The 11,036-nt window shown below is 59.8% G+C and carries 13 protein-coding genes; 4 read left to right on the top strand and 9 right to left on the bottom strand.

The window, feature by feature from the left end:
* Nucleotides 1-970, bottom strand: a 970-nt coding sequence (locus IQ241_RS21080) for a DNA polymerase III subunit delta' (RefSeq protein ID WP_193911025.1), incomplete at its 3' end; no start/stop codon positions are given.
* Nucleotides 937-1,623 (bottom strand): dTMP kinase, encoded by a 687-nt coding sequence (gene tmk, locus IQ241_RS21075; RefSeq protein ID WP_193911033.1) that lies wholly within the window; start codon nt 1,621-1,623, stop codon nt 937-939. The genes tmk and IQ241_RS21080, both read right to left, overlap by 34 nt.
* Before the next feature lie 270 nt (nt 1,624-1,893).
* Here tmk and IQ241_RS21070 point away from each other — a divergent pair, with 270 nt between their 5' ends.
* Complete coding sequence (locus IQ241_RS21070; protein WP_193911023.1) at nt 1,894-2,214, top strand: hypothetical protein; 321 nt, start codon at nt 1,894-1,896, stop codon at nt 2,212-2,214.
* Between the two features lie 25 nt (nt 2,215-2,239).
* Here the strand turns inward: IQ241_RS21070 and IQ241_RS21065 are convergent, their stop codons facing one another.
* Nucleotides 2,240-2,662, bottom strand: coding sequence for an FHA domain-containing protein (locus tag IQ241_RS21065; protein ID WP_193911021.1), 423 nt, complete (start codon nt 2,660-2,662; stop codon nt 2,240-2,242).
* A gap of 260 nt (nt 2,663-2,922) precedes the next feature.
* Here IQ241_RS21065 and IQ241_RS21060 point away from each other — a divergent pair, with 260 nt between their 5' ends.
* On the top strand, nt 2,923-3,723 hold the full coding sequence (locus IQ241_RS21060; RefSeq protein ID WP_193911019.1) for an RMD1 family protein: 801 nt from the start codon (nt 2,923-2,925) through the stop codon (nt 3,721-3,723).
* A gap of 102 nt (nt 3,724-3,825) precedes the next feature.
* Here the strand turns inward: IQ241_RS21060 and IQ241_RS21055 are convergent, their stop codons facing one another.
* Both IQ241_RS21055 and IQ241_RS21050 read right to left on the bottom strand, forming a co-directional pair.
* A complete protein-coding gene (locus IQ241_RS21055) occupies nt 3,826-4,038 on the bottom strand; it encodes a DUF6887 family protein (RefSeq protein WP_193911017.1) in 213 nt (70 codons plus the stop codon).
* Nucleotides 4,039-4,120: 82 nt separating this feature from the next.
* Nucleotides 4,121-5,935 carry a glycoside hydrolase family 15 protein gene (locus IQ241_RS21050; RefSeq protein WP_193911015.1) on the bottom strand — a complete coding sequence of 605 codons (1,815 nt, stop codon included), beginning with the start codon at nt 5,933-5,935 and terminating at the stop codon, nt 4,121-4,123.
* Nucleotides 5,936-6,003: 68 nt separating this feature from the next.
* Between IQ241_RS21050 and IQ241_RS21045 the strand changes: the two genes are divergently transcribed.
* Entirely contained in the window at nt 6,004-6,549 is a 546-nt protein-coding gene (locus IQ241_RS21045) for an MOSC domain-containing protein (protein ID WP_228021933.1), read from the top strand.
* A gap of 34 nt (nt 6,550-6,583) precedes the next feature.
* Here IQ241_RS21045 and IQ241_RS21040 read toward each other — a convergent pair whose 3' ends face one another.
* The gene (locus tag IQ241_RS21040; protein ID WP_228021932.1) at nt 6,584-6,958 is read right to left on the bottom strand and encodes a metal-sensing transcriptional repressor; all 375 of its coding nucleotides are present in this window, start codon (nt 6,956-6,958) and stop codon (nt 6,584-6,586) included.
* A 54-nt stretch (nt 6,959-7,012) separates the two neighbouring features.
* Entirely contained in the window at nt 7,013-7,456 is a 444-nt protein-coding gene (locus IQ241_RS21035) for a thioredoxin family protein (protein ID WP_193911011.1), read from the bottom strand.
* Between the two features lie 195 nt (nt 7,457-7,651).
* Between IQ241_RS21035 and IQ241_RS21030 the strand changes: the two genes are divergently transcribed.
* Nucleotides 7,652-8,770, top strand: a complete 1,119-nt coding sequence (locus IQ241_RS21030) for an HhoA/HhoB/HtrA family serine endopeptidase (protein WP_390622481.1) — start codon at nt 7,652-7,654, stop codon at nt 8,768-8,770.
* Between the two features lie 23 nt (nt 8,771-8,793).
* Here IQ241_RS21030 and IQ241_RS21025 read toward each other — a convergent pair whose 3' ends face one another.
* Both IQ241_RS21025 and IQ241_RS21020 read right to left on the bottom strand, forming a co-directional pair.
* Nucleotides 8,794-9,372, bottom strand: a complete 579-nt coding sequence (locus IQ241_RS21025; protein ID WP_193911007.1) for a 5-formyltetrahydrofolate cyclo-ligase — start codon at nt 9,370-9,372, stop codon at nt 8,794-8,796.
* 30 nt (nt 9,373-9,402) lie between these two features.
* Entirely contained in the window at nt 9,403-10,965 is a 1,563-nt protein-coding gene (locus IQ241_RS21020; RefSeq protein WP_193911005.1) for a bifunctional pantoate--beta-alanine ligase/(d)CMP kinase, read from the bottom strand.
* Nucleotides 10,966-11,036: the final 71 nt, after the last annotated feature.

Genomic DNA, 11,036 nt, shown 5'->3' with positions numbered 1-11,036 from the left:
CTCCTCTCCCCTCTTCCCCCTCCACCATCCCCATCAGCACCACTTCCCACACCAGCCGCGGCTGCACAAAGCTCAGCAAATAGCGCCGTGCCGTTTCCAGCCGCTCAACCTGCCGCGCCGTAGCCGGACGACTCGGCTGCCAGTAGCGCGACTGGAGATAGTCAATCAGCCAAAGCTGGGTCTCGGTATCGAGGGATTGATTGATCAGCCGAGCCGTTTCCAGTGCCTGCCGCAGCGTTATGGGCGGCTGGGCTACGGCGGCGAGCAGCTCCGGTGGCAAAGCCTGTAGCTGCTGCCAGCTGGCGATCGCGCTGCCTGGGCTGCCCTGCGCGATCGCGACCATTTCGGCCGACTGGAGCAGCTCCGGCTGGCCCACCTGGTGCAGCACCTGCGCCAGCTGCTCGGCACCGAGCCGCCGAAAGGGAATGGTCTGACAGCGAGACACCAGCGTCGGCAGTAGCGCCTGCTGCGACTCGGCAATCAGAATCAGGGTAGCCCGGCCCGGCTCTTCTAGCGTCTTTAGCAGCGCGTTTGCCGCCGCCTCGGCCATCCGCTCGGCGGCCTCAATCACCACCACCGCGCGCGTCGCTTCCAGCGGCGGGCGGCTGAGAAACCGGGCCAGCTCGCGAATTTGCTCCAGCCGGATCTGTGGGGGGCTTTTGCGCTTCAGCCCCTGGGCCGCCGCCTCAGTCGAGGTCAGGCGCTGGCCCTGGTGTAGGTAGGTGGGCTCGACCCAGAGCAGGTCTGGGTGGTTGCGATCACGAATTCGCCGCTGCAGGGTTGGGTCGGCGGCCCCCGGTGGGGCCAGAAGCTGTTCGGCAAATTGCGCTGCCGCGATGCTGCGGCCCACCCCAGCAGGGCCGAAAAATAGATAGCCAGGCGCGACCCGCTGGCTCGCGACAGCTCGCGCTAGCAGGGTAAGGGCCTGGTCCTGGCCTATGAGTTGGGGGGCGAGTTCTGGGGATACCATTGCAGCAGCTGGGTCTCGATCAGCGATTGAATCTGGACGGCGACGGCGGCTTCGCTGCGGCTGCCATCAACGGTGACGATGCGCTGGGGATGGGCTAGAGCTAGGACCTCAAAGCCCGCCTGAACGCGCTGGTGGAAGGCCAGGCTCGACTGCTCGATGCGGTCTGCCTGCCGCTGCTGGAGTCGGCTAAGGCCCGTCTCGGCGTCTACTTTTAACCATAGGGTCAGGTCGCTTTCCAGCCCACCGGTCGCGACCTGGTTGAGCTCGCGAATCAGCTCCCGGTCGAGCTGCCGTCCGTAGCCCTGGTAGGCCAGGGTCGAATCAGTATAGCGATCGCACAGCACCCAAAACCCTTTTTCTAGCGCCGGCCGCAGTGTCTCTGCCACATGCTGAGCTCGGTCGGCGGCGTACAGCAGCAGCTCCGTTCGGCTGTCGATCGGCGCGGTCGAATCGTGATCGAGCAGCAGCTGGCGTAGCTGGCTACCCAGCGCCGTCCCCCCCGGCTCGCGGGTAGCCATCAGGCCGCCGACCCGCCCGCTAGCCTGAAGCTGCTTTAGCTGCGGGCTCTCTCTCAGCCAGGTATAGAGTCGCTGGAGCTGGGTTGACTTGCCGCTGCCTTCCCCCCCTTCGAACACGATTAGCTTGCCCGTCAGCGATCGCGGCTTCGATCCTAAGCTTGATGACATGTCGCCACTGCTAAATTGCCGTTGCTAAACTGATAGACGGCGTTATCCTGACAGTAATCCTAGCGGCTTGGGTCAAATTTAGGATGATAGGGCGACGCCTTAGGAGCTGAAAAGCGCCTAAGGGGAGACAGCTTATGATATAAAACGGTTGCATTCTAAAAACTGACCCGCTGCAAGACTGTGGGGTGCAATACCCAAAAAACATCGAGGGTCGTTGTTTCAACTCCTGAGGCACCTATGGCGCGCTACACCAACTTTTTTATTACCGGATCGTCCCTACCTGAGGTTCATCAGTCTCTGGTAGCGGTACTCCAGTCCTGCGATCTAACGCTAGTTTACGAAGACTCTAGCTATATCGTTGCCAAGGAAAAGCCGGGCCAGGTCTCTTTTGGTCAGCTGGCGACGGTGGAGCTGCTGATCAATCCACCGACGACCCAAAGCGGGGCCAAGGTTGACCTAGTCGTCAAGAATGAAGAGCTGCCGCTGCGGGCGGAAAACCACTGCCACGATGTTTTTCAAGTCGTCAATCAGGCTATTTCTGACGCCGCTGCGACCTAGCCTGCTGCGCCAGTTCCTAGCTTTGCTATTCGGCTTCTTCCTCGATCATGTTGGGGCTGATCAGCGTAATGTCAAACTCGTCGGGAGGTAAGGTTGAGGTGGTGTCTCGCTTCAGCTGATAGTAGATGGCTCGGGCCTGAGGGCCAAAGACAATTTCGTCTTCATTTCTCAGGTCATGGGCTTCGAACTTGCGTCCGTTGATCAGCATGCCATTGGCGCTGGGCTTACCCTTCAGATTGCCGTCTACAATCCGATAGTAGAAGGAGGACTCATCCTTGGGCAGCTGCACTAGGGTAGCATGGTGGCGTGAGACAAACTGAGAGGCTAGCCGGATATCGCACTTGGGGTCGCGTCCAATTGAATAGACAGAGCTGTCTAGTAAAATTTCTCGACGGCCTTGACTGTCTTCGATGATGAGTATGCAGGTGAGTCGAGATTCTGAAGACATGTCTCTGATAGATAATTGGTAGATAATTGGGAAAACGCGAGCAGGCAGGCTAAAGTCTTTGGGATGGACTGATTTAAATTGTCCCTCGGCCTATGGGTTTATGCAACCGGTCATCCGTCACGATCAGCCGGGTTCGCTCTTAAGTTGCCCCCTTGTCGCTAGAAAATTGACACAGGGCCGAGCAACCTGCCAGAGACTGCTTATCCGTTTATCGACTGAACGCACAACACTAACTTTAACGGCATAGAACGTCTTAACCTATGGCCACTGAGCTATTTCGCGACCACGACAAAGTCACCGTTCGAGCCCTTTTCCTGGGCCAGCGGATAAATCTGGCCTACCTAACCGACCTTGACGCGATCGCGGCCGAGCCGCCCGTCGTTAAAGCGGGCGAAAACGGCGCTGCGGTTTTATTTGACTATGGCACCGTGGTCCTGTTTGGCCTCTCTGACCCCGAGGAAGCCGAGCTGCTGGAGCAGCTGCAAACGCTAGTCGTCAATCCCTATGAGCAGCCCGAATCTGAGCAGGCGGCGCTGCGACCCGAGTCCACTGATTCAGGCAAGGTAGAGAACGGCGTCATTCTGCTGGCCCAGTGCGACATTCCACGAATCCAGCTGATTGCCGATGTGCTCTCTAAGAGCGTCGTCTTGGCTCAGTACGAAAAAGAAGTCGCCGAGGTTTTTGCTCAGATCGAGCCCTTCGCCCTCGGTGTGAAGCGCTCAAACTGGCGCCAGCGGCAGGGTGAAGAGCTGCTGCGGCAGATCGGCAATACCCTGATTGTCCAGAATAAAATTGTCGGCCAGGCTGAAATCATCGATAAGCCCGAGCTGCTGTGGGACTATCCCCAGCTCGATCGGCTGTTCGCCCGGGTGGAAGACGAGTATGAGATTCGCGAGCGTCATCTGACCCTGGAGAAAAAGCTAGCGCTGGTCTTGCGCACGGTCGAAACGGCGCTAGAACTCCGGCATCAGCACACCAGCATCCGCCTGGAGTGGTATATTGTCATCCTGATTGTGCTGGAGCTACTGCTATCGCTCTATGAGCTGTTTACTAAGGGATAATCATCAAGGGGACAATCATCAAATCCGGTAGGCTAGAGCGAATGCATGACCAAACCTCCGGTGCTGTCCCAAGCTAGCTCCATCGTCTCCCCTTAAACTGCGTCATCTCCAATCCGAACGCCTGCGGACTCGCTCAACCAGCTCAGGATAGTTTTTCAAGTCATCTATAGACTGTAGCGGTGGCATTTCGACCCAATTTGCCTCTGCATATAGCCTGTCTACATAGGCATAAAAGGCTTCCTGGTCATCCTGATGGGCCAACATATATGCCCGCAGATCCTTTTGACTCATGGCCTGAAAATCAGGTTTGCTCATTATAGGTATCTTCATCCGCCGTTAGGATAAATCTCAATGTCATTCTCCTCACCTGCCAGGAAAAAGACATTTCCTTAAAAAACTAGGCTTTGCCGTCTAGAGCTTCGTCTAGGTTCCAGGCGGCGCTGATCAGGGCGATGTGGGTGAAGGCTTGGGGGAAGTTACCCAGGGCAGTGCCGCTGATGCTGGTTTCTTCGGCGTAGAGGCCGAGTGGGTTAGCGTAGGTGAGCATTTCCTCGAAAATGCGCCGGGCCTGGGTTAGTTTGTCGGGGTCAGAGGCACCGGCTCGGGTAAGCGCCTCCACCAGCCAAAAGGTGCAGAGGTTAAAGGTGCCTTCTTCGCCCGAGATGCCGTCGCCGCTTTCGCTGGGGTTATAGCGGTAGACCAGGCTATTAGAGGTCAGGCCGCCCTGCTGGGGAGAGGCCATCACCGCGTCTAGCGTCTTGATCATGCGGGGGTCGGTGGGCGACATGAAGAACACCAGCGGCATAATCAGGCAGCCCGCGTCTAGATCTTCCTGCCCGTAGGCCTGGACAAATGACTGGCGATCTTCGCTCCAGCCCTTTTCTAGAATTTCTTCGTAGATTTCATCCCGCACCTGATACCAGCGCTGCCGCTCGGCGGGGAAGGACCGCTTCTCAGCTAGCCGCAGGGCGCGATCGACCGTGACCCAGCACATCAGCCGCGAGTACACGTGATGTTTAGGGCCGCCCCGCGATTCCCAGACCCCCTGGTCGGCCTGCTGCCAGTTGTCGCAAACCCAGTTGGTGAGATAGCGCAGATGCACCCAAAAGTCATAGGAGATCGGCGTGCCGTACTTGTTGAACAGATAGGCAGAATCCATCAGCTCGCCGCAGATATCGAGCTGGAGCTGCTGGTAGGCTCCATTGCCCAGCCGCACCGGCTGCGAGCCGCGATAGCCCGCCAGGTCCAGCTGCTCTTCGTCCAGGTCGAGGCGACCGTCCACCCGGTACATGGTCTGGAGGGAGCCGCCTTCGCCCAGCTCCTGGCAGCGGGCCTCTAGCCATCGCATGAAATCGGCGGCCTCCTGGGTAAAGCCCAGCCGCATTAGCGCATAGACGGTAAAAGCCGCGTCGCGAATCCAGGTGTAGCGATAGTCCCAGTTGCGCTCGCCGCCGATCTGCTCGGGCAGGCTGCTGGTCGGCGCGGCGATGATCGCGCCGGTGGGCTCATAGGTCATCAGCTTCAGGGCTAGGGCAGAGCGTTCGACGTAGCGCCGCCAGCGGCCCTTGTAGACGCTCTGGGACAGCCATTTGCGCCAGTAGGTCACCGTCGTCTCAAACAGGCGGTTGGCCATCTCAGGATTGGGGGTTTCGCCCTGCTCGGATGATTCCCGAAATACAAAGGTCGCCGTTTCGCATTCTGACAGGGTAAATTCGGCCCAGACGCCCTTTTCATTCACCTCTAGAGGCACCTCGGTGACCAGCTCAAAGCGGCCCGAATCTGACGTGAAGACGGCGCCTTGCTCAGTCAGCTCAGTTTTATGGGACTGGCGGGCATAGTCAAAGGCGGGATAGCACTCCATCCGAAAGCGGATCTCTTGGCGGACGGTTTTGACCTGTCGCACAATCCACGGATGCAGCTCCGCCGTGCCTACGGGCATAAAGTCGGTCACTTCGCCGACGCCGCAGTCGCAGAGAAAGCGGGTCACGAGCACATTGGTTTCGGAAAGATAAAACTGTTTGTGGTTGTCGCCATCGACAGTGGACTCGATCTTGAAATAGCCGCCCTTTTGCTCATCCACCAGCGCCGCAAACATGCTGGGAGAATCGTGCCGGGGATAGCAAAACCAGTCGATTGAGCCATTCAGCCCCACCAGCGCCGTGGTGCGCATGTTGCCGATGATGCCGTAGTTTTCAATTGGCTGGTATCCCATAAAAAAATTAGTCAATGAATGGATTGTACGGATAATCTACTTATAGCCTTAATCAAAACTCGGCAGCCATGAGTCAGGGTCGGGCGATCGCGGTTAGCCGCAGCCAGGCACATACCTTCAAAAAGCACAACCAGGCCAGCATTCAGCTGCTGGCGGGACTTGGCGTGGCAGGAGACGCCCACCAGGGCAAGACCGTCCAGCATCGCTCCCGGGTCGCTGCCGACCCCACCCAGCCCAACCTGCGCCAGGTTCACCTGATCCATTCTGAGCTCCACGAGGCGTTGCGAGCTGCCGGATTCGCGGTATCGGCTGGGCAGATGGGTGAAAATATCACCACTCAAGGGATTGATTTGTTAGCTCTGCCAACCGCCGCCCGGCTATTTCTAGGCAACGCAGCAGTAATTGAAATAACCGGCTTACGGAACCCCTGTCACCAGCTCGATCGCTTTCAGCCGGGACTGATGGCAGCCGTCTTGGGGCGTGACGAGCAAGGAAACCTGATCCGCAAGGCTGGTGTCATGGGCATCGTTATCGCCTCAGGCGAGGTCAGACCGGACGACCCCATAAGCGTTGAGCTGCCGCCGCTTCCCCACTATCGGCTCGATCGGGTCTAGCCTACGACGCAATGAGTCACCCCATCCCAAACTGCTACAAAAACCGGTCGAGGGCGGCCTTCAGCTCTTCGATCTCGTCTTCAATATTGCCGTCTGCCGCAGCTCGGGTGATGCATTCGCTCAGGTGCTCATCTAAGATCAGCCGCGCTACCCGGTCCAGCGCCCCCCGCACGGCTGCCACCTGCACCAGCACGTCTGGGCAGGCCCGGTCGTCCTGCACCATGGTCTTGATGCCGCGAATATGGCCCTCGATGCGCGATAGCCGATTGGTGATGCGTCGGAGGGATTCTTCGCTGTGGACATGCTGGTGAGACGTGGCGGGACCGATCGGATGGGGGTGGGCGCGATCGCGTTCCAATCGGTCAAAATCAGCTTCTGGGGGGGCAGGCGGGTCTATATAGTCAGGCATGGGCATTTAATCTAAAGAAAGGCCAGCGGTCGGGTGGGCAGCGGTTCAGCGCCCCTATTCCGGCGGCGGGTCAAAGCCGCTTAGTTCGGCCAGTCGGCCCAGGGGCAAATTGCCTTCATAGAACGCGCCCCCAATCTCCCAGGTGGGATAGGCGCGAATTGCCTTTTGCTGACAGAGACCAGGCTGAGCATTCGCCCCTTCTGGGTCGCATTCGACATAGGGAATTTGCTCGGCAGCAGCGCCAAAGCGTTCTTTTTGAGCGGCGCAGTGGGGGCACCAGTAAGCCCCATACACTTTAGCGTCGTTCGCAGTGAGATAGCTCGCAAGCTGCGCTTCATAGGATTTTTGGCTCAGCTCTTGGCTGATTTCACTACAGCCTCCCAGGCTGCCAATCAGGCCTAGGGCCAATACCGTCAGCAGCGGGTGGGGTAGATGCGATCGCGCCTGCCCCCAAAGATTGCCAAATGGAGCTTGGGATCGCTCCGTCAGAATCGCCATAGCGGTTCGTTACCTTACAGCCTTGCTCCATAGGGTAGCTTACCCAGCAGGGCCTGAGTCCTCGCTTTCACCACGTCCCCGGCGGAAACTGGCAGAATAGAATCAATCCCACTCCTTACCCACTTCTAGACACAGCAGACGATGAAATTTCTACCGGTTCTCGCAATTTTTAGTCAGGTCCTGATGCGATGGCTGATGCCGCTGCTGATTGCGATCCTCATTCCTGCCCTTTGGCCGCTGTCGGCCCAGGCCCAAGATCTGACTACTGCCGCCGATCTGCCCGCCGAGAGCTTTGTCGCCGCCGCCGTGCGTCAGGTCGGGGCCGCCGTTGTGAGAATTGATACCGAGCGCACCGTTGTCCGCAACGTCCCCGATATGTTTTATGAAGACCCGCTCTTTCGCGGCTTTTTTGGCCCCGATACCTTCCAGCGAATTCCCCAGGAGGAGCGGCTGCGCGGCCAGGGCTCGGGCTTCATCGTGAATGATATTGGCAATGTTTTAACCAATGCCCACGTGGTCAACGGGGCCGACCGGGTGACCGTGACGCTGAAGGACGGGCGCAGCTTTGAAGGCACGGTAGAAGGCGTAGATGAGGTGACCGACCTAGCCATGGTCAAGATTGACGCCGGGCAGGAGCCGCTGCCGTTTGCGACGCTGGGCGATTCTGACCGGGTGGCGGTCGGTGACTGGGCGATCGCGGTGGGTAATCCCCTGGGCCTAGATAATACGGTCACCCTGGGCATCGTCAGCACCCTGAAGCGATCCAGCGCGACGGTCGGCATTCCCGATAAGCGACTCGACTTCATCCAGACCGACGCGGCGATCAATCCGGGCAACTCCGGCGGCCCCTTGCTCAACGCTAAGGGAGAAGTGATTGGCATCAATACGGCGATTCGGGCCGACGCCATGGGCATTGGCTTTGCCATCCCGGTGAACAAGGCAAAGGAAATTCAGGCGCAGCTGGCCCGCGGTGAGCGCATCTCCCATCCCTATCTAGGTGTCCAGATTGCCACCCTGACGCCAGACATGGCCAAGCGGAACAACCAAGATCCCAATGCGACGGTGCAGCTGCCCGAGACCACGGGCGTTTTGGTAATCCGGGTGCTGCCTAACACCCCCGCCGCCGAAGCGGGCCTGCGCCGAGGCGATGTGATTTTGGAAATTGAAGGCGAGTCGATTGCCAGCGCAGACCAGCTGCAAAAGCAGGTCGATCACGTCCGGGTGGGCCAGCAGCTCCAGATCAAGCTCCAGCGGGGCGACGCGACGCAGCAGCTCTCGATTGAGACTGCCGACCTGACGACTGCCGAGAGCTAGGGGCCGCAGCGCTAGCCTTGCGGTCAGGCCAGGTACAGGCCGCTCTCGGTACAGATGCCAGTCAGCCGTCGATCCCAGGGCTCGCGCGGAAGCTTAGGCAGTCGGGCATATTCAAACACGACGCCAATGGTGGGCTTGCTGGCCCAGGCGGATTGGCTCAGCATCCGGTCGTAGAAGCCGCCGCCATAGCCCAGCCGATAGCCGCGTACGTCGCAGGCCACGGCGGGGATCAGGATTAGGTCCACCTGGTCGGGGTAAACCAGCGGCGTAGAAGGCTCGGGTTCGGTAAGGCCGTAGGCCCCCGTACGCAAGGGTACGCCAGCATACCAGCGGTGCCAAATCAGAGTTTTGCCTTCGCTGCGGGGCAGCCCCCAGAGGCGCTGCTGCTGCAACAGCGGCCCCAGGTCGGGCTCATTGCGAAAGCTACAGTAGGCCAGGGTCAGCCGCGATCGCTGAAAGGTTGGCCAGTTTTGTAAATGCTGGCAGAGGCGATCGCACTTCTGCCGCCAGATCTGCGGCGGCATCGCCTGACGGGCTTTGAGCAGGGCGCGGCGGAGCTCGGCTTTTTGCTCCTGAGGGGTGGCGCTGGAAGGGGTTAGCAAAAATTTAGCTCGGGTACTTAGCTCAGGAATTTAGCTTGGGCCGCCACGGTTAGCAACCGTCTGCCGATACAGGGCCGTGATCTGATCGACGACCTGCTCAATGGTGAGGGCATCCGTCGAGACTTCAATCGCATCTTTGGCCTGGCGCAGTGGGGAAATGGCGCGGGTGCTGTCCTTGCGATCGCGCTCCCGAATCGTCTCGGCCAGTACTTCTAGCTCGGGCACGGGCTGCTCTAGCGCCTGCAAATCGCGCTGGCGGCGCTGGGCTCGCTCTGCCACCGAAGCGGTGAGAAATATTTTCAGCTCGGCCTGGGGAAAGACCTGCGTGCCGATATCGCGGCCGTCGGCGACAACGCCGCCCTGCTGGCCGTACTGCTGCTGCTGCTGCACCAGCCGCTGTCGCACTGCGGCCTGGGCCGCCACGGTTGAGACCTGCGCCGTTACCTCAGCGCTGCGAATCGCCTGAGTTACCGGCCGGTCGTTGACCCAGACCTCCGACGGCTGGGGCTGATCGTCCTGCACCACCTGCGCCGTCAGCCGAATCTGGCAGTGGGGCAGCAGCTCGGCAACCGCGACGGGATCCTGGGGATCGGTTCCTTGCTCCAGCACGTACCAGGTCAGGGCGCGATACATCGCGCCCGTATCTAGGTAAAGCAGCCCCAGTTGGTGGGCTACAAGCCGGGCTACGGTGGACTTACCCGCCCCGGCGGGGCCGTCGATGGCAATAATCGGCGCGCGCGATCGCAGGCAGATATTGTCAATCAGGCGAGTCGTCCCAACCCGAGCCGCGATCGCTAAGAGCCCCATTGTTCTAATTTCCTCTAACGGTTCCAGGCTGTCAGGATGCACCAGCGCCACATACTCAGGCTGCGCTGCCGGGGTCGTTGCCAGGCCAGACTTCACAATAGCAACCAGTTCGCTGCTCAGGCGGACGCCGGCTTGGAAAGCGGTCTCAGCCGCGCTCAGGCTCTGGTACAGAATTGTCGCCTGGGCTCGCTCGGCCGGACCGAGATACCGGTTGCGCGAGCTCAGGGCCAGCCCATCGGCCTCGCGGACGATTGGGCAGTCGACAATTTGAACAGGCAGATTCAGGTCCTGTACCAGTCGCTTGAGAATAGCGAGCTGCTGGGCGTCTTTTCGGCCAAAATAGGCTCGGCTGGGCTGCACCAGATTGAGCAGCTTGGTGACCACGGTGGCGACGCCTTGAAAATGGCCGGGTCGGGACTGCCCACAAAGTCCAGCAATCATTGCGGCTGGGGGCGTGACCTGGGTCAGGTCGGCTGCGGCAGGGTGAGGGGTGCCGTAGAGCGATCGCGGCGTCGGCGCGAAGACAATATCGGCCCCGGCAGCGTTGCAGCGATCGCAATCCTGCTCTAGGGTCTGGGGATAGCGGTCGAGGTCTTCTCCCGGGCCAAACTGCAGCGGATTGACGAAAATGCTCACGACCACCCGGTCGGTTTCTCGCCGCGCCCGGTCAATCAGGCTGAGATGCCCGGCGTGGAGCGCGCCCATAGTTGGCACCAGCCCCACGCTCCCGGTTCCACCCTGAGCTAGGCAGCAGCGTAATCCCTCAGCGGTATGCAGCAGGCGCACAGAGAATCTCCAGGAGAAGCAAAAGGTCAGCCCAGATATACCCTAGCGTATTGGCTGAGCAGAGGGCCTCA

This window comes from Vasconcelosia minhoensis LEGE 07310, assembly GCF_015207255.1.
In the GTDB taxonomy this organism is placed as follows: domain Bacteria; phylum Cyanobacteriota; class Cyanobacteriia; order Phormidesmidales; family Phormidesmidaceae; genus Vasconcelosia; species Vasconcelosia minhoensis.
Note: the sequence above shows the minus strand (reverse complement) of the source record. Positions and strands in the feature narration are given on the sequence as shown.

Coding starts and splice junctions, on each gene's coding strand:
- IQ241_RS21070 (WP_193911023.1), top strand. CDS start 1,894: ATGGCGCGCTACACCAACTTTTTTATTACCGGATCGTCCCTACCTGAG.
- IQ241_RS21065 (WP_193911021.1), bottom strand. CDS start 2,662: ATGTCTTCAGAATCTCGACTCACCTGCATACTCATCATCGAAGACAGT.
- IQ241_RS21060 (WP_193911019.1), top strand. CDS start 2,923: ATGGCCACTGAGCTATTTCGCGACCACGACAAAGTCACCGTTCGAGCC.
- IQ241_RS21055 (WP_193911017.1), bottom strand. CDS start 4,038: ATGAGCAAACCTGATTTTCAGGCCATGAGTCAAAAGGATCTGCGGGCA.
- IQ241_RS21050 (WP_193911015.1), bottom strand. CDS start 5,935: ATGGGATACCAGCCAATTGAAAACTACGGCATCATCGGCAACATGCGC.
- IQ241_RS21045 (WP_228021933.1), top strand. CDS start 6,004: ATGAGTCAGGGTCGGGCGATCGCGGTTAGCCGCAGCCAGGCACATACC.
- IQ241_RS21040 (WP_228021932.1), bottom strand. CDS start 6,958: ATGCCTGACTATATAGACCCGCCTGCCCCCCCAGAAGCTGATTTTGAC.
- IQ241_RS21035 (WP_193911011.1), bottom strand. CDS start 7,456: ATGGCGATTCTGACGGAGCGATCCCAAGCTCCATTTGGCAATCTTTGG.
- IQ241_RS21030 (WP_390622481.1), top strand. CDS start 7,652: ATGCCGCTGCTGATTGCGATCCTCATTCCTGCCCTTTGGCCGCTGTCG.